General features: G+C 31.0%; 20 protein-coding genes and 1 pseudogene. 14 read left to right on the top strand and 7 right to left on the bottom strand.

What is annotated here, in order from left to right; genetic code table 11:
* The first annotated feature begins 129 nt into the window (after positions 1-129).
* Both corA and COI44_RS23220 read left to right on the top strand, forming a co-directional pair.
* On the top strand, positions 130-1,074 hold the full coding sequence (gene corA / locus COI44_RS23225) for a magnesium/cobalt transporter CorA (protein WP_098430003.1): 945 nt from the start codon (positions 130-132) through the stop codon (positions 1,072-1,074).
* A gap of 164 nt (positions 1,075-1,238) precedes the next feature.
* On the top strand, positions 1,239-2,543 hold the full coding sequence (locus COI44_RS23220; protein WP_098430002.1) for a sensor histidine kinase: 1,305 nt from the start codon (positions 1,239-1,241) through the stop codon (positions 2,541-2,543).
* 89 nt (positions 2,544-2,632) lie between these two features.
* On the opposite strand, the gene COI44_RS23215 is transcribed toward COI44_RS23220, so the two are convergent.
* The 5 genes and pseudogenes from COI44_RS23215 to COI44_RS23195 all read right to left on the bottom strand — a co-directional run bounded on the left by COI44_RS23215 (position 2,633) and on the right by COI44_RS23195 (position 6,710).
* Positions 2,633-3,931: a DUF3967 domain-containing protein gene (locus COI44_RS23215; protein WP_098430001.1), complete on the bottom strand. Its 1,299-nt coding sequence runs from the start codon at positions 3,929-3,931 to the stop codon at positions 2,633-2,635.
* 281 nt (positions 3,932-4,212) lie between these two features.
* Positions 4,213-4,476 carry a phage holin gene (locus COI44_RS23210; RefSeq protein ID WP_088013908.1) on the bottom strand — a complete coding sequence of 88 codons (264 nt, stop codon included), beginning with the start codon at positions 4,474-4,476 and terminating at the stop codon, positions 4,213-4,215.
* 199 nt (positions 4,477-4,675) lie between these two features.
* Positions 4,676-5,227, bottom strand: a complete 552-nt coding sequence (locus COI44_RS23205) for a YkyB family protein (protein WP_098430000.1) — start codon at positions 5,225-5,227, stop codon at positions 4,676-4,678.
* 290 nt (positions 5,228-5,517) lie between these two features.
* Positions 5,518-5,745: pseudogene (locus COI44_RS24995) on the bottom strand (hypothetical protein); the annotation flags it as partial.
* Positions 5,746-5,876: 131 nt separating this feature from the next.
* The gene (locus COI44_RS23195) at positions 5,877-6,710 is read right to left on the bottom strand and encodes a metallophosphoesterase (protein ID WP_179887241.1); all 834 of its coding nucleotides are present in this window, start codon (positions 6,708-6,710) and stop codon (positions 5,877-5,879) included.
* A 121-nt stretch (positions 6,711-6,831) separates the two neighbouring features.
* On the opposite strand from COI44_RS23195, the gene fadH reads away from it, so the two are divergent.
* Together fadH and COI44_RS23185 are read left to right on the top strand one after the other, a co-directional pair.
* Positions 6,832-7,596, top strand: a complete 765-nt coding sequence (gene fadH, locus COI44_RS23190) for a 2,4-dienoyl-CoA reductase (protein ID WP_098429998.1) — start codon at positions 6,832-6,834, stop codon at positions 7,594-7,596.
* Positions 7,597-7,609: 13 nt separating this feature from the next.
* A complete protein-coding gene (locus COI44_RS23185; RefSeq protein ID WP_179887239.1) occupies positions 7,610-8,824 on the top strand; it encodes an EAL-associated domain-containing protein in 1,215 nt (404 codons plus the stop codon).
* Between the two features lie 178 nt (positions 8,825-9,002).
* Here the strand turns inward: COI44_RS23185 and COI44_RS23180 are convergent, their stop codons facing one another.
* Both COI44_RS23180 and COI44_RS23175 read right to left on the bottom strand, forming a co-directional pair.
* Positions 9,003-9,734, bottom strand: a complete 732-nt coding sequence (locus tag COI44_RS23180) for a class I SAM-dependent methyltransferase (protein ID WP_098429996.1) — start codon at positions 9,732-9,734, stop codon at positions 9,003-9,005.
* A gap of 513 nt (positions 9,735-10,247) precedes the next feature.
* Positions 10,248-10,481, bottom strand: a complete 234-nt coding sequence (locus tag COI44_RS23175; protein WP_098429995.1) for a glutaredoxin domain-containing protein — start codon at positions 10,479-10,481, stop codon at positions 10,248-10,250.
* Between the two features lie 251 nt (positions 10,482-10,732).
* Here COI44_RS23175 and COI44_RS23170 point away from each other — a divergent pair, with 251 nt between their 5' ends.
* The 10 genes from COI44_RS23170 (at position 10,733) to COI44_RS23125 (ending at position 18,325) form a co-directional block, all read left to right on the top strand.
* A complete protein-coding gene (locus COI44_RS23170; RefSeq protein WP_056474223.1) occupies positions 10,733-10,969 on the top strand; it encodes a YkuJ family protein in 237 nt (78 codons plus the stop codon).
* A 178-nt stretch (positions 10,970-11,147) separates the two neighbouring features.
* Entirely contained in the window at positions 11,148-11,621 is a 474-nt protein-coding gene (locus COI44_RS23165; protein WP_483295501.1) for a ribonuclease H-like YkuK family protein, read from the top strand.
* Positions 11,622-11,674: 53 nt separating this feature from the next.
* Positions 11,675-11,866 carry an antirepressor AbbA gene (abbA, locus tag COI44_RS23160; protein ID WP_098429994.1) on the top strand — a complete coding sequence of 64 codons (192 nt, stop codon included), beginning with the start codon at positions 11,675-11,677 and terminating at the stop codon, positions 11,864-11,866.
* A gap of 301 nt (positions 11,867-12,167) precedes the next feature.
* Complete coding sequence (gene cbpB, locus COI44_RS23155; protein WP_069035530.1) at positions 12,168-12,614, top strand: cyclic-di-AMP-binding protein CbpB; 447 nt, start codon at positions 12,168-12,170, stop codon at positions 12,612-12,614.
* Positions 12,615-12,704: 90 nt separating this feature from the next.
* The gene (locus COI44_RS23150; protein ID WP_142329302.1) at positions 12,705-13,580 is read left to right on the top strand and encodes a transcriptional regulator CcpC; all 876 of its coding nucleotides are present in this window, start codon (positions 12,705-12,707) and stop codon (positions 13,578-13,580) included.
* Positions 13,581-13,656: 76 nt separating this feature from the next.
* Positions 13,657-14,373, top strand: coding sequence for a 2,3,4,5-tetrahydropyridine-2,6-dicarboxylate N-acetyltransferase (gene dapD / locus COI44_RS23145; protein WP_098429993.1), 717 nt, complete (start codon positions 13,657-13,659; stop codon positions 14,371-14,373).
* A 241-nt stretch (positions 14,374-14,614) separates the two neighbouring features.
* Complete coding sequence (locus COI44_RS23140; protein WP_098429992.1) at positions 14,615-15,730, top strand: N-acetyldiaminopimelate deacetylase; 1,116 nt, start codon at positions 14,615-14,617, stop codon at positions 15,728-15,730.
* A 111-nt stretch (positions 15,731-15,841) separates the two neighbouring features.
* Entirely contained in the window at positions 15,842-16,384 is a 543-nt protein-coding gene (locus COI44_RS23135) for a peroxiredoxin (RefSeq protein WP_098231953.1), read from the top strand.
* 293 nt (positions 16,385-16,677) lie between these two features.
* Positions 16,678-17,133 carry a TlpA family protein disulfide reductase gene (locus tag COI44_RS23130; RefSeq protein WP_098429991.1) on the top strand — a complete coding sequence of 152 codons (456 nt, stop codon included), beginning with the start codon at positions 16,678-16,680 and terminating at the stop codon, positions 17,131-17,133.
* A gap of 157 nt (positions 17,134-17,290) precedes the next feature.
* Positions 17,291-18,325, top strand: coding sequence for a cytochrome d ubiquinol oxidase subunit II (locus tag COI44_RS23125; RefSeq protein ID WP_098429990.1), 1,035 nt, complete (start codon positions 17,291-17,293; stop codon positions 18,323-18,325).
* The last annotated feature ends 124 nt before the right edge of the window (positions 18,326-18,449 follow it).

The following is an 18,449-nucleotide window of genomic DNA, read 5'->3' as shown; positions in this document are numbered from 1 at the left end:
TATTATTTTTATCTTAAAATTAAACTTTTTAATCGAACTATTCAATGAAATTTTCTTCATTTTACCATATAATAAAAAAAGTATTTAGTAGTGAAATAATTTGATTGCCTAAAGAAGGTGAGTAAAAACTTGTTACAAGTAATAGGAATAACTAAAAATAAAGAAATCGATCGTAATATAACAATTGCAGATGCAAAATCAACTAATTACTTATGGTATTGGGTAGATATTGATGAACCGACCGAAGATGAGATTCAACTTTTATCAACCGAATTTAATTTTCATCCTTTAGCGATTGAAGATTGTTTGGAATATGTACAACGACCTAAACTTGACTACTATGAAGGATATCATTTTTTAATATTGCACGAATTAAATAAAAAAGACTTAGAGGAGACGGAACTAGATATTTTTGTAAGTGATCATTATGTTATCACATTTCATATCCATAAAAGTCCGACAGTACAACTAGTTTTAGATAATATAATGTCAGATCGTCGAGCTTCAAAAAGTCCACTTCATTTAACACATCGAATTATTGATGAGCTTGTTGATAGTTATTTTCCACTAATTTATCGTTTGGAGGATGAACTATCAGACCTAGAAATTGATCCATTAAAGAAACAAGTAAATAATGCTGTAGAAAGATTATATGATATTAAATCTGATTTATCGAAATTAAGAAGGACGATTTTACCAACTCGTGATTTATTATATCGAATCCTTAATTCGAATCGATTTAAAGATATATCTGAACATCGAATTTATTTTGAAGATATACACGATCATTTAATGAAGCTTTCGGATATGATTGAGACGAATCGAGATTTAGCTTCCGATATTCGAGAAAGCTATTTTTCATTAAGCTCAGAAAAAATGAATAATATTATGAAAACATTAACAATCATATCATCTTTCTTTTTACCACTAACGTTTATCGTAGGTTTATATGGAATGAATTTCCATTATATGCCAGAATTAACATGGAAATATGGATACTTATTTATTTTAATTTTAATGGGATTTGTTACGATCCTTATGTACATATTTTTTAAAAGAAAAGGTTGGTTTTAAGTCGTTAAGCACTTAAGCTTGACGACTTTTCTTATATTTTAGAATACTTTGTAATAATGTGACGTTCTATGTAGAAATGTTTTTTTCGAATTTTTTGTATTAATAATTAGAAGTTTAAATAACTATGTTATAATTTGTTGAAAGAAGGGGTGGAGGAAACTTTAATGCTGCAATTAAAAGATTTATTAATTCAATTTGCAATCATAATCATTCCGGTCTTTTTATACGAAATGTTCTGGCTTAGTAGATACCACAATACAAGCCCGAAACAAAATAGAATATTAGTTGGATTGCTAACTTTTTTTAATATTTTTATTTGCTTGCTTTACCCAATTCACATTAGTGAAAGCATGGCTATTACTTTTAGTATATTATTAATCTATTCATCTATTTTATATGGTGGAAGATTGATCGGAACGATTATTATTTTAACGAAAGCAGTTTTTGTGTATTTGCTATATGGTTTAGCATCCTTGAAATCTTTTCCGTTTGAAGTGATTTCGTGTGTCTTACCATTTATTGTTTCACCACATTGGGTTAGTTTTTCTAAACGAAAGAAATTTGCTTTAAGTATATTAATGCCGATTTTATTTTCGTTCAGTATGGTCTGTTTGCTTTATTATGAAGCAACGGTAAATGGTATAAAAGAGTACCAATCAGATCAAACAATTTTTTCGGCGTGCATATTTTTTACTATATTAACAATTACAATGCTGTTTCATGTTTATTTAAGAGAGTTTTTATTTGAAAATGCTGAAATTCGTGTTCAAATGCAGAAATCAGAGAAATTAAATATGGTGAGTGAACTTGCGGCGAGTGTAGCTCATGAAGTTAGAAATCCATTAACGGTTGTAAGGGGTTTCATTCAGTTGATTGAGAATCAAGAAAGTGGAACGAATCGAGAATATATGAAACTTGTATTAGCTGAACTAGATCGAGCTGAAAATATTATTTCGGATTATTTAAACTTAGCTAGACCTCAAATTGAAGAAAAGAAAATAATCAATATGACAGAACAATTGAATGAAGTAACAACATTAATGTCAAGTTACGCCTCACTGCAGGGGGCTTTCTTACAAGTAAATGTAAATGAGGATATGTATACTGTCGGAGATCGAGCTAAGCTTAAACAGGCAATCATTAATGTTCTAAAAAATGGTGTTGAAGCTATAAAGGACACGAAAGGCTATATTAAAATTGAAGCAAATATTGAGAAAGAAAGAGATCGAGAGTTCATACGAATTGTTGTTAAAGATAATGGAGTAGGTATGTCGAAAGCACAATTGGACCGTTTAGGACAACCTTTTTATTCTTTAAAAGAAAAAGGAACAGGTCTAGGATTAATGGTTACTTTTAGTATTATCGAAGCTCATAAGGGAACGATTGAGTATTTAAGTGAAGAAGGCAAAGGGACTGAAGTACATATTGTCTTACCAGCTTATCATCAAGAACAGAGTGAAGAGGTATAATGAAAGAAGAGAAGGGAAAATTCCCTTCTCTTTTCAAACTAAAAATCTTTAAATTCATAATATAGTAAAAGTGCTAAATAATAAGCAAATTATTTTACTGACTTAGGTTTAAAAAAGAGTGATTTTATTGCATTTTTCCAGTCTCTTTCCTTTGAAGCAGCTACCATCTTCTTTGTTTCCTGTAATTCTCTAATCATCCTCATTAATTGGGCATCTCGACCAGATTCTTTTGATTTAATTTCTTCAAACATTTGCTCTAATTTTTCATCTTTTTCTTCAATTACTGTTGCTAAACCTTGAAGCTCTTCACTTTTTTCTTCAACTGAATATAATATTTTTTCTAACTTTTGATCCTTCTCCAAGTTCTGTTTGATTAATGTTTGATTTTGAGTTAGGATTTGTTCATTTTGATATGCTAGATTCGTAATTTGGGACATAAACTCTTCAAACATAATTTGATTAGAATTTGTCGGTACAAAAGTAGTAACATTCTCTTTCGAAACGATCGGTTCCGTTACTACGTTTGATCCATTTAACTTTGAAAGAACTACTTCATCAGGTAGTTTTTTATTTTCCTCAAGTACTTGTTCAACAGTCATTTCTTCAAAACGATATTCTTGGACTACTTCATCCTCAGAATTTGGATCTGTTTGTTTTGATAAAGCATCAGATACTACAACATGCTCTTCTTTTCGTAAAGGATGTTCTATTACGAATTCTTCAAGTATTTCTAATTGTGATACGGAGTCTGCAAACGTCTCATTATCTTGTGAAAAAGAATGCTCCATTCCGCATTCATCAATTGTTTCTAGTTGTGAAAGTGATTCTTCTAAATGCTTTGTATCTTGTGAAGTTATTTGACTGTTCTCTACTACTTCGATTGGTTCTAATTGGGATACAGAAGCTTCTTCTTGTAAAAGTGAATGATGGATTAATTCCGAATCAATTGTTTCAAATTTGGAATCTGCTTCTTCAACAATATCCTTCTTTTTTATTTCGATTAATTCCATTTCATTCTTCTTGTCAAAATTTTTATGTATGTTATTTTCTAGAGGAATATTCGGGGTGTTATTTGTAACGATTTCAGTATTTTTTTCGGTAATTTCATTCTCAATTGAAGTTGTTTCGATTACATGAGCTTCAGATTGACTTTGAACTGACTGGTTATTTAATGCATATTCAACTGATTGTAAAAGATTTTCATTCTTTTGGTACTCTTTAATTATCATTTGAAATAATTCGAAATCGTTTTGATTATAGATCCTAGTATCTTGGTTCTTTGTAAAATGATATTCTTTCTTTTCTAGTTCCTTACTAATCTCTCTTACACGAGATTTACCTATTTTTAATTTCTTTGAAATGTCTTTACTTGTAAAAATTACTGACATTTGATATCCTCCTGAAAAATATGTGTTTTTAGAACATTCAATACAAAGTTAAATTTTTCCTACCTAATCTACTTAAAAAAATTCTACAATGTATAACAAAGTCCATATGATTACTGAAATTAAAATCAATATATGAAGAAAAATAGTGAAAAATAGAAAATATTACTTAAAAAGTAGCATAAATTCGACTAAAAAATAGAGAGTGACTCAATGTGTAATCACTCTCAAACCAAATCTTTAAATTTGTAATCTAATCTATCAAAAAGTAGACATAAAGTAATCTATTGATCCGAATTTGTCTGTTTATTTGTTTTTTCTAATCCTGCTTCTTGAAGTACCGCCTTTTGAGCTTGTCCTTTTTTACCTAAATAATTATGCTTAGCACCGAAGTATAAAATAAAAAGGAATGAAATTATATTAATTACAGCATCAATTTGTTCATTATTTAGGAATTTAAACCCAAAAGAATTTAGTAACAATTGAAGTGCAAATAAGAACCCAGCAACATAACGAATAATATCTTGTAAGTTATTATTACCGAACATATCAATCACCCCCTATTCATAAAGTATGCTTGTCTCAAGTAATAGGTGAGACAAATCTACTAAAATATGAGAGGGAAATAATGATTTTCCGTACATTCAAATAAAAAAAGGGAAGGATTGAAAACCCTTTAATTTAAAAGGTCTTTAAATCTTCCCATTTAATCTATATTAATGTTATTTTAGTAAGAATTGTTTCAACTTATTTCTCTTGCTTACCTTTATTTTTACGAATTGGTTCACTCGGAAAAGTAAATGTAGAGTTATTTAGAAATGAAGAAGCTCTTAAAAATTGCCCTGGGGTATTTCTTCGGTAGTTAGATCCGTTGTTAAATCCGTTTTTGAAATGGTTTTCAGATTTAACGTTTTGAATACCTAAGAAATGATGAAGTATTTTTTTGGCATAGCTTAATGACATGGATACTTTTGGGTTACGATGAGTATTTTCTAATATTCCTAAATGCGGGAGAAGTTTAAAGTCTTCTTTTAAAGGTGGTATATGAAAGAAAAAATCTCCACAAGCTATCAACACATCAGATTGTTGTTTACTTGACTTGGGATTATTTGAAAAATGCAATCCAACTTTTTTAGCAATTCCTTTATCAATAAGCTTTAATATAGCTTGTCTTTTTAGTGAATATAGTTCACTTGGTTCAAGTGCTGTTTTAGCATGTTTATTTACAACAAATATTGCCTGAAAAATTTCTTCATTTGTAAAATTTAGTTTATTCAGGCTAGGTTCTTTCGATTTCATGCTTTTTGGTTACCTCCGAAAAATAATAGATATGAGTATATTATATCTTTAGTTTAAATTTTTTCAAATCAAATCTGGAGAAGTGGTTATATAATAAAAAGCTAATCGAAATAATATTCATTAATGCGACTAGCTTTTTTATTTAATTAGTATGGATAGGGTCCTATATTACCTGGAGAATTTAATCCCGCATTACTAGGTAAAAAAGCACCAGGATTTACAGGTGGGTAAGGTTGTTGGTATCCAGGGTACCCACCACCAAAACCACCACCAAAACCACCACCAAAACCACCACCGTACGGAGGATATGGTGGATATGGTCCGTATGGCGGATAATATGGTGGTCTAAACGCAAGTGCACCTAACGCGAATCCGCCTGCTAATCCCGCTAATCCTCCTATTATTGGCAAAAATGGGAAAAAAGGAAGAAAGCGTTGTTCGTTATGATCAAAGTAGTAGGATGGAGCATGATCTTCTCTATAATAATGATTTATATTAGGGTGATATTGATAATTCATTTATTTAACCTCCTCTCTTGTCTTTAATGTTAGTGTATGGTGTACTAAAATAATTGAGCAAGTACCCATAAAAATAGGTAAACAACCTAGTATGGGTGAGAAATGTGAGGAATTTTAATTCTTAATCATTTTTACTTTTTGATTTGACCTGTAATTTTAATTGATACTATTTCAGGTGGTGTAAATAGGCGAATTGGTAGTTTAGTTGTTCCAATTCCATTTGAAACGACTAAATGACTATTATATTTACTTGATAGGGTATAAACACCTCGGTTGTATTTCTTTGCATATGGAGGCATTATAAAGGATTTATAAAAAGGTAAATAGATTTGTCCGCCATGGCTATGGCCAGAGAGCTGAAGGTTTATCGGATAGTTTTTCGTCAAATCAGCAATGTCAGGTTCATGTGCTAGAACAACTGTATAACTATTTTTTTGAATTCGTTCTAAAATGTCATTATATTGTTTGTTTCCTAGCATATAATCATCGAGACCGATAAATGAAACTTTTTGTTTTTGAACGTAATAAGTTTTTTCTTCGTTTTTTAATAATATAAAATTGCTTTCGGTTAACAGCTCTTCGTATTGTTCAGTAAAATAACCTCCATGATCATGGTTACCGTATATTGCAAGCTTTCCTATTTTTGGATTAAGTTCTTTTAAAAGCCGAATAACTTCATTCTTGTAAGAAAACTTTCGTATATCACTAACCAAATCCCCAGTAAATAGAATAAAATCAGGCTTAATTTGGTTTAAATTTTTTACAACCTTTTTAAATCGCTCTATATCTTTTTTATTATTAAAGTGAGTATCAGAGATTTGTATTAATTTAATAGTAGTATTCGAATTTAACCGATTGTCTGAAAATGTTAAATGCTTAGTTCGAATTGATGTTGGCTCAACATAGACTGAATAATAGATTGTACAAATTAATAGTAAAAAAAATGAAGTAAGTTTTATTTTCAATTGTCCCCCGACCTTTTTAAAGAAATAAATACTGCATACTATATTAAATAGTTTAATTGTTAAAAATATTCTCAAAATAACCAAATGTTGTTAAACTAAAGAAACAAAGGGAGTGAAACGAGTGAAGGATAAGGTTGTGATCGTTACTGGTGGCTCTAGTGGTATGGGAAAAGCAATGGCTATGCGTTTTGCAAAGGATGGTGCAAAAGTGGTCATTGCCGGAAGAGATTTAGAAAAATTAAATAATGTAAAAGAAGAAATTGAACAATTTGATGGTCAAGTATTACCTATAGCTATGGATGTTCGGGACCCTGAATTAATTAAAAATATGGTAAATGAAGTTGATCAAACATTTGGAAGGATAGACTTCTTAGTAAATAATGCGGCTGGTAATTTTATTTGTGCTGCAGAGGATTTGTCTGTAAACGGTTGGAATACGGTTATAAATATAGTTTTAAATGGCACCTTTTATTGTAGTTCAGAAGTAGGACGGTATATGATACAACATAAAATTAAAGGTGCGATTACAAATATAATTGCTACATATGCTTGGGATGCGGGTCCTGGAGTCATTCATTCTGCATCAGCTAAAGCTGGTGTTCTTGCTATGACAAGAACTTTAGCAGTTGAGTGGGGTAGGAAATATGGAATTAGAGTCAATGCGATTGCTCCTGGACCTATTGAGCGTACAGGTGAAGCGGCTAAACTATGGCTTTCTGAGGAGTTAGATAACCGCACAATACAAAGTGTACCACTAGGCAGATTAGGTACTCCAGAAGAATTAGCGGGACTTTGTGCGTATTTATTTTCAAATGAGGCTGGTTATATTAATGGTTCTTGTTTTACAATGGATGGAGGACAGTCCTTACATCAATACCCATTCTAGAAGGAGGTTCAAAATGGATCCTTTAGACGTAATAAGTAACTTAGATAAAGTCGTACCATATTTTCAACCAATATATGGAGCCGATACACAAAATTGTGTAGGAGTAGAGGTTGTTGGTAGACTAAAACTTGAAAATTTACACAGCCTTGAATTCTTCTTTGCAAATGATTTGGTGCCAGATGACTACTTATTAGAGGTTGACAATCATATATTAATTCAAGCTCTCGATGAAGTTGTACAATCTAAATTCGATGGTGGTATTTTTATTAATCGTCACCCTTCAGCGCTTCTTTCAGATGACCCAGAAAATCTTTTATCGATTTTCCAATCATATGAAGAAAAGGGGATACAACTAAATAAAATTGTCATTATTCTTCAACATCAACTTTTTTATGGTTTTGAGAAAGAACTAAAAAATTTAATTACATATTATCAAACTTATGGTATTAAATTTGCGATTAATAGCGTAAATGAGAAGTTAATTAACTTAGAAAAACTTCGGTTTTTGTCTCCTGATATCATTAAAATCGATTTTAAAATGGTTCAACAACTTCATACATCATCATTTCAAGATTTATTAAATTCCGTAATTTATGTAGCAAGAAAAGTAGGGGCATCGATGTATTACGATGGAATAATCGATTCAATTCAATTAAGAAATGCATGGAAGAATGGTGGAAGATTCTATCAAGGTGCATACTTGTTTACACCACAACCATCAATTAGTCAGTTAAATCATGAATGTGAGCCACTAAAGAATGATATCTTAAAATATATTCGAGGCGAAAAGAACAAATTAATTGCGCTTAGAGATATGACTAATTTAATACAACAAAAAGTCGAATCGACAATTAATAAATTTAAATTAGGAGCGGATTTAAATTCATTTTTAATGAATATATCAAGTGAATTAAATTCCTTTTGTTTTAGGATGTATATTTGTGATGAGGATGGTTTTCAGCAATCAGCTAACTTGTTTAAAATTAGTGGTGATCAGTGGGAGCTGCAAGAAAAGTATAAAGGTAGAAACTGGAGCTGGAGGCCGTATTTTTTAGAAACCGTTTTGAAAATGCAATCAAATGATCAGGGTCAATTATCAGATATGTACAGAGATATTGAAACCGGTGAAAAGATTCGAACGTTTTCTTATCCAATGAATAATGGAAGCTATTTATATATTGATTTAAGTTATGATTTTTTATTTAAACATAATGAGTTACTTTTTTAATGACTCTCTATAAGATTTAATCAGAAAATGACTGTCGTTTTGAAAAAGGCAGTCATTTTTTTGCAGTTAAAAAAAATTGTAATTAAATAAATAATGTCATGATTTTACTTTTAGAATGCTCGCTTTTTATTGGAGTGGAAGACCCTGAGCCTTCCCGCATTTCCAACAATTAATAATTTTATTTAAAACAAGAAAAGACAAGTACGATTGGTATTCTTTGTCTTCTCAAAAACTCTTCTTCGCTTTTAAAATGTATTTGTTTTGGAGTACCTTCCTGTAATTGATCAATCATGAATCCAGTTTTTCTTAAAAGATTAAAATATTGTTCAATTGTTCGATGGTATTTGACTACTACTTTATTCATCCATGGTTCTTTTCTTTCACCAGTTCGAAAGTAATCGTCTACAATCCAATTTTCGCGTCGATCGCCTGAGAGTTTGCTTAAAAAGGAGGCAGTAGTTAATGGATGTTGAACACTAAAAATAAAATGGCCGTTTTCTTTTAAGCTGTTAAATATTTTTTGAAATACTAGCTCAATGTTTGAAATATAGTGTAGTGCAAATCTAGAAGTGACAAGTTCAAATGAATTCGTAGGAAAATGATAATCCTCGATTGAAGTATGATGGACTGTACCTACTGTATCCTTTAAATTGGTCAATGCTGCTTTAATCATGTGCTCTGATCCCTCGATACCTGTATAGGTTTTAGCTCCTAGTAGTAGAAGTTCATTACCGAAGGATGCGTCACCACAACCTAAATCTAATATGTTTTTTCGATGAACATTCCCAATTAGTTCATTGATGATTGGTCCTTCGATTGCATTGTTAGGACTATCTTCTCTATTCTTTCGTCGAATGTATTCTGAAAAAAAATCATCTTGATTGTAAACCGTTGAACCACGATACTCCATCATAACACTCCCTAAACGTTCAAAAAATTTTAAAAAAATGGAAAGTTGTCACAAATTATCTAACTTTAACATTAAATTTGATCTAGATAAAGGGAGAAATTACCCAGAAAAAATTTTGATTTGGAGCATAGAGTTTTAGTTGATCTTAATCAAAAATCGACGAATACATATATAAAAGCCTATTTTAATTAAAAGTAGTGTTTTTCTCTGTCAACTAATGTAAAAAAGATAAGAACGATTCGTGTAGTAAATTTCAATATAATAATGATACGATTAGTAAAAGTTTAGCCCGAGGAGGATTTTATTTGAGAGGACTTATTTCGAAAGTTCTTTTTGCATCGTCCGTCATGTTTTTTGTTTTTCATTTTATCGGAGTTGGGTAATGATAAACTATTTTGGGACAAGTCCTTGAAACAATCTTAAAAACAAATGTAGTATAGATTGAAAAAAAACACCTAAATGAATGTTCATTTAGGTATTTTTAATTTGAAAAGGGAGAAAATTGATAATAGATTAACGTTTTTGTAATGCGGCTTCAATTTGCTCCATCTGAACGCCTCTAATTACCTCATCATCAATTATTAAAGTAGGTGTTGAGTATGAATCTAACTCAAACATCATTCTTCTTTTTGCACTTTCATCTTGTGATACGTTATATTCAACATAAGAAGCATTTATTTCTTTTAAATAATTTTTCAAAAATTCACAAGGAGGGCATCCATCTTGTGTGAATAATTCGATCTTCATAAAACGACATCCTTTTTTATTTTTTCTTAAAGCAATTGTATAAAACTATTATGACATAGAAAAATATAGGATATAAAGAAATTTGTTTTTTAGTTGAAACGACTATTTTTCTTGAATTTATCTTGAAATACAAGTATTCTTATTAATGGACACTTACATAGCTGAAATCTATCAGAAGTTTTTTGGATAGAAATTGTAAGAAAGTAAAACCTATATTTAGGGAATGACACATGGTAGAAAGGAGTTCTAATATGTCTTTATTATTAGGAATTTTAGAACGCTTAGAAAGTTTAAAACAACAAGCTACGAACGGTGAGGTTGCTCAAAGATATTTTGAAGTTAACGGTGAAAGAAAGTGTAGCGTAAAGTATTCTGAGAAAAATGAAACTTTTGAATTAGAAGTATTTCAACAAGGTGAAAAACCACAAACATTCCCATTCGATAATATCGATATGGTAGCAATTGAAATATACGAAATTATTTCATAAGAAAAGAAAAAACAAGCTTAGCTTGTTTTTTCTTTTTTTTTTAATATTTTATTACAAAATAGTAAGGGCGTGCTAATCCCAATTCTTAATGAATACATTATTATGTATTGTTATGAAAAGGGAGGTCATATACGTGAATAAAGATCAGTATCGATTTTACAATGTAAGTGAAAGAAATATGAGTTTTGATCAAGTAGTTGATCGGCTATATCACTTTGTAAAAAGTGATCCTAATAAACAATATCGACTTTCCATTGGAACAGATTCTCAGGTTCATAGTAATGGAACTAAGTTTATTACAGCACTTCACTTGCATAGAGTAGGTAATGGAGCTTGGGGATGTTTACATACTTGTTGGCATCACAAGAAAATCCGAAATTTAAAAGAGAAAATATTTCTAGAAACGATGTATAGTCAGGAAATAGCTTTTTTATTATCACCTTTTCATTTAGAAAAAATATTTAGTCCTCTTCATGAAAATGCTAATTCGAATAATTTTAGTTTTGAAATTCATCTAGATATTGGTACGATGGGACTAACGAAAGAATTTATACAAGAAATGACATCTAAAGTAAGTGCAATGGGCATCATTCCTAAGATTAAACCTGATTCTTATACAGCATTTAGTTATGCAAATAAATTTACAAAATAAGAAGTTTAAACTAAATAAACATTGATTAAAATGAGGATTAGGAGGGATGATGGATGCTAAGTGAACAAAATTTCACAGAAGATGAATTGTCTTTATTGGTCGACACAGTGATGAAACAAAATTATGCAATTGAACTCATTTCATCACAGATAACTGATATAGAAAATGGTTTAATGGATGCAGGCGAGGATCAATACGAAAGATTATTACATTTTTATCAAAAATTAAGGGATTTAGGGCTATGAAGACAAATATAGATGAACGTTTAGATAATAAATTATTTATCTAAACGTTTTTTTGTTTTTTGAATAGTTATAGTTAAATAAGTAAATTTTTAAGAAAAGTTAAATTGGAAAGGGGTTACAAATCTGATAATATAGGGATGGGGACATAGTCCTTAATCGAATAAAATGATGTATAGAATTTTTTCTATACAGATGATTAGCAAAGTTGTATGTGTATTTATTTGATGTTTATTTATGAATAGATAATTTCAATTTCTACCATTTTTAAATACTTTTGCTTTTCTATTGGGGGACGATGTTTTTGATTAGTATTGATGGTTCACAATTTTTTGAACATAAAGTAGAGGAAGTCATTATTTCAAGTGAAAAAGTAGCTCATGTACAAATTGGTAATAGTTTGGAACATGCATTATTAGTACTTACAAAATCTGGATATTCTTCAATTCCAGTGTTAAATCCAAAGTTTCAGTTGCTAGGTTTAATTAGTACATCTATGATATTAGATGGAATACTTGGATTAGAAAGAATTGAATTTGAACGCTTAAGTAATATGAAAGTTGAAGAGGTAATGGGAACTGAAATCCCATTATTAAAAACGACAGATACACTTGCTAAAGGGCTTGAATCTGTAGTTGATCATCCTTTTGTATGTGTGGTTGATGCTAATAATACGTTTGAAGGTATATTAACTCGTAGAGCGATTTTAAAACAATTGAATAAAAATGTAAGAAGATATAATAAGCATTAACGATAAAAAAGTAAGTCATCATCAAATTGACTTACTTTTTTAGTGTTGAAGAGTCTGATCCAATTAAGTTTAAAGGCAAGGGGGGATTATGTGCAAATTGATGATATACGTTTAATAATTACTTTGTCTGAAGAGAAGAATATGAGGAAGGCAGCTGAGAGGTTGTTTGTTTCTCAACCAGCTTTAAGTCAAAGGCTACAAAATTTAGAGAAGCAGATTGGTAGTGAATTGTTTATTCGTTCTCAAAAAGGATTGATTATTACAGCCTCTGGTGAAATCATATTAAACTACGCGAAAAAGATGGAAGAAACGTATCAAACAATGTTAGAGCAGTTACAAATTTTAAAATCCGATATTTCAGGTACTTTAAAGATTGCCGTTTCATCTGTTGTTGCGCAATACTGGTTACCACCAGTTTTAAAAAAATATGTATCAAGCTATCCAGAAGTACAAGTTTCACTTTTTACCGGTTGGAGTAGTGAAATAACAAATCGCTTATATGAAAATGAAGTTCATCTAGCAATAGTACGAGGAAACCAAAATTGGTTTGGGGAGAAGGAATTACTTTTTTCGGATGAATTATTATTAGTTGATACAAAAAAACATAGTCTTGAGGAATATAAAACGATACAAAGACCATTTATTCAGTTTAAAAGTAATTCAAATTATTATCAGCTGATCCAGTCATGGTGGTATGAGCATTTTAATTCATTACCAAAACATGAAATTGTAGTCGATCAAATTGAAACATGTAAGCAATTTGTATTAAATGGTCTAGGCTTTGCGATCTTACCTTCCTCTGTATTACATGATGTTAGTGATGAAAATATTATTAAAACACCTTTAATTACAAAAGAACAATCAGGGTTATATCGCGATACATACTTACTTTATAATCGAGATGCGATGAAATTAAAACAAGTAAAAGGATTTATAGAATCAATTCGAAAAAAAAATAAAGATTAAACGACAAAATGTTGCTAGTTACTTACTAGATTTGATAGAGTATTCTTATTGATAATAATAAAGGGGGCAATTCATTATGAAATTAATGGACGCAAATGAAATTATTGCATTTATTGCAAATAGCACAAAAAAAACACCTGTAAAGGTTTATGTTAAAGGTCAATTAGACAAGCTTACTATTTCTGAATCAGTTCAATCATTTATTTCTCAAAATTCTGGCGTTTTATTTGGTGAGTGGGATGATGTTAAAGTAATCCTTGAAGAGCAAAAAGAATACATAGAAGATTATGTAGTAGAATCAGATCGTCGTAATTCAGCGATTCCACTTTTAGATGCTAAAGGTATTAAAGCTCGTATCGAGCCAGGTGCTTTTATTCGTGATCAAGTTACGATTGGTGACAATGCAGTTATTATGATGGGTGCTGTAATTAACATCGGTGCTGTAATTGGAGAAGGTACAATGATCGATATGAACGCGGTACTTGGTGGACGTGCTACAACAGGTAAAAACTGTCACGTTGGTGCTGGCGCTGTTTTAGCTGGCGTAATCGAGCCACCATCAGCAAATCCAGTTATTCTTGAAGATAATGTACTAATTGGTGCTAATGCAGTAGTTTTAGAAGGTATTAAAGTAGGTGAAGGCGCAGTAGTAGCTGCAGGTGCAATTGTTACTGAAGACGTTGCTCCTTTCACTGTGGTTGCAGGTGTTCCTGCTAGAAAAATCAAAGATATCGATGATAAAACAATTTCAAAAACTGAAATTATTCAGGCTTTAAGACAACTAAATCAATAATAACAAGAAGTAAGCGTAGAATTTATTTTTCTACGCTTACTTTATAGACATTATACTAAAATAAAATTTCAGAACTGATTACAAGCGATTGTCTTTTGAGGCGCGAAGCCTGATAAGGAGTGGAGTTACTTTAGACGGTAATGAGCACCGCAGGCAGACGAATCAACGAAGAAAGCGCTCGTTTGGTGAGCAGTCTGAAGCGTAGAATTTATATTTCTACGCTTTTTTTGGAGGAGTTAAAATGGATTCATTTATTAAAATTAGACGGGATTTACATTTAATCCCTGAACTTGGATTTCAAGAATTCAAAACACAAGCGTATTTACTAGATTATTTATCTAGTTTAGATCAAGAAAGAATGATAATTGATACATGGAGAACGGGTATTTTCGTTCGAGTAAAAGGGTTAAAATCTACTAGAACGATTGGTTACCGTACAGACATCGATGGATTACCAATGAAAGAAAACACAGGATTAGAGTTTTCATCGATTCATGAAGGTAATATGCATGCCTGTGGTCATGATGTACATATGAGTATTGCACTTGGTGTTCTAACTAACCTTGTTAATGAGCCAATAAATGACGATGTCGTATTTATTTTTCAACCTGCAGAAGAAGGTCCTGGGGGAGCGGAACCTTTACTTAAAAGTGAAGAATTTAAACTATTTAAACCGGATGTAATTTATGGTTTACATATAGCTCCTGAATATCCTGTTGGTACAATTGCAACGAAACCTGGTATGTTATTTGCTCATACATCGGAGCTTTTTATTGATTTTCATGGCTTAAGCGGCCATGCAGCTTTCCCTCATTTAACGAATGATATGATCGTTGCATCAAGTCATTTTATCACTCAAGTACAATCGGTTATATCAAGAAATGTTAATCCGTTAGACAGTGCTGTCATTACGATTGGAAAGATAACTGGTGGTACAGTTCAAAATGTTATTGCAGATCATGTTCGAATAGAAGGTACGATGCGAGCATTAAGTGAGGAAGCGATGCTGAAATTAAAAAATAGAATTGAGAGTCTTGTGAATGGATTTCAAGAGAGTTTTCAGTGTAAAATAGAAGTAGATTTTGGAAGTAATTACTATGGAGTAATAAACGATGAATCGTTGACGAATGAATTCTTTAATTTTGCGAAACAATATGATGGTATTAAGGCCGCCCGTTGCAATGTTGCAATGACAGGTGAAGATTTTGGTTATATGACAAAAGAAATTCCAGGCCTAATGTTTTGGATTGGCGTAAATTCTGAATTCGGACTCCATAACCAAAAATTAAACCCAGATGAAAAAGTGATTCCTTTAATGATTCGATTTATTTCGGACTTTATGAAACAATCACAATGAAAATGATTTCTAGTTAATAATAATTATAAATTAATATTGACTTTAAATAAGTAGTTTACTATAATATCACTTGTATGATAAATAGTTACATAAATATTGGAGGTAATAACGATGGCAGAACGTTTAGTAGGAAAACAAGCACCACGCTTTGAAATGGAAGCAGTTTTAGCAAATAAAGAATTTGGTAAAGTAAGCTTAGAAGAAAACATGAAAAACGATAAATGGACAGTATTATACTTCTATCCAATGGACTTCACTTTTGTTTGTCCAACTGAAATCATAGCAATCTCTGATCGTTACGACGAGTTTGAAGATCTTGATGCAGAAGTTGTAGGTGTTTCTACAGATACAATTCACACTCACTTAGCATGGATCAACACTGATCGTAAAGATAATGGCTTAGGACAATTAAAATATGCATTAGGTGCAGATACAAACCACGCTATTTCTCGTGACTATGGCGTATTAATTGAAGAAGAAGGTATTGCATTACGTGGATTATTCATCATCAGCCCAGAGGGTGAATTAATGTACCAAGTAGTACACCACAACAACATCGGTCGTGAAGTTGATGAAGTTTTACGTGTACTTCAAGCTTTACAAACTGGTGGACTTTGCCCAGCTAACTGGAAACCAGGTCAAGCAACTCTATAATTCAAAGTAATTAAGAATTAATGTCAAAGGTCTAACTTATAGTTAGGCCTTTTTAAACACAATAACGAAAAGTGGAAGGCGTTTGCTAAAGACCCGACAAGCATAAGGCAATGACCGAGAAAAGTTGGTTTTTACTTTTATCGGTCATTGACTTATGACCTCGAGGGTCTAACGCCTGTAACTAGACAAAACGAAAAGTGGAAGGCGTTTGGTTTAACGCCTGTAACATTACAAACACTAAAGTAGAACAAAGCTCACTTTAAAGCTAATGAAACAAGTAGGAGGACTATAAAATGAGACTTCGCTCACCAATGCCTGAATTAGATGGGGCAACAACAGTATTAAATGGAGAAATTCAAAAAGAAAACCTAATCGGTGACAAACCAACATTAATTCATTTTTGGTCTGTTAGTTGCCATTTATGTAAAGTAGCAATGCCAAACATTAATGCTTTTAGAGATGAATATAAAGATCGATTAAATGTAGTAAGTGTTCATATGCCAAGATCTGAAGATGATTTAGATATTGAGAAAATTAAAGAAGTCGCACAAGAACACGGAATTACACAAACAATTTTAGTTGATAACCAACATACAATTACAGATGCATTTGAAAATAAATATGTACCTTCATATTATGTATTTGATAAAACAGGTGTATTACGCCACTTCCAAGCTGGAGAAGGCGGAATGCCAATGTTAGAAAAGCGTGTTAATCGAGTATTAGATGAAGCGGCAAAAGTAGAATAATTTTTAGATTCAACAATCTTGAGGGGAGACTTTTTTTAAGTCTCTTTTTGTATTTCTGTAATCTTTATCTTGAAACTAGTAGAAAGTGTATTTTATAGGTATAATTAAAGTAAACTAATCTTTAGTTTAAGGAATTATTCTGTAGGAGGAAAAAAGTTTGGAGATTCAAACAATCGCAATCTTTATCTTATGGTTGTTTTTATATGCCTACATGATTATTGCTTCAATTGATTTTGGTGCAGGTTTTTATGCGTTTTATGCGATTACAACTAAAGAAGAACCAAAATTAATTGGCTTAATAAATCGACATCTTTCATCTATTTGGGAACTTGCTACATTATTTTTCATTTTCTTCTTTGTAGGTGTAGTTGGTATATTCCCAAGGGTAGCATATTATTATGGTGTTCCCCTATTAGTTCCTGGTAGTGTAGCAATGATTTTTTTAGCAATTAGGGGATCGTTTTATACTTTTCAGCAATATGGAGGAAATAGGAGTAAGTTCTTTTTAATTTTGTATGGTGCGACAAGTCTATTAATACCTGTTACATTATCTACTGTTTTAACAATATCTGAAGGTGGATTTATTATCGAGAATGGAACAGATATACGATTTTATCCATTTAAATTAATTACGAATTCTTATTCTCTATCCGTTATGCTTTTGGCTGTATGTTCAGTATTATTTATTAGTGCAATGTTTTTAATTTATTCTGCAAAACTAATCAATGATTCGGAGTCCGAAATTAAATTAAGAAAGTATGTACTAGTCTGGTCATTGCCAACTATTATTTCGAGTATCATCGTATTTTTATCAATGAAATTACATAATAAAGTTCATTTTGATCGAATGCATAATGTATGGGAATTCTTTCTTATCTCTTTGATTTGCTTTTGTATAGCAATTTATTTTGTTATAAAAAGAAAAAGATATGGTTTAGCGTTTATATTAGTATTATTGCAATATTTCTTCGCATTTTTTGGGTATGGAATAAGTCATCTACCATTTATCTTATATCCTTATTTAAGAATCGAAACAAGTTTTGCTAAAAGTAGTTTAGCAATCGTACTAATTATTCTGTTTGTTGTATTTTTTATCTTATTTACAGTGTATTTTATATTTTTAGTTCTTAATAAACCTTTTTTTATGAAAGTGTTTTTAAAAAGTAATGAAAAAAATGACTTTCAAGATTAATAAAAAGATAAAAACTTATTATTAGGGAAAACCACGAATTTATGAATTCTGTGGTTTTTTATTATTTATAGGCTCTCTTAAAGCAGATTGGTGATTTTCTTATGCAACAAAATGGCAGTTTAGT

The sequence above is a fragment of the Bacillus sp. AFS088145 genome (assembly GCF_002564465.1).
Taxonomy (GTDB): domain Bacteria; phylum Bacillota; class Bacilli; order Bacillales; family Bacillaceae_G; genus Gottfriedia.
This window is presented reverse-complemented; position numbering and strand designations above follow the sequence as displayed.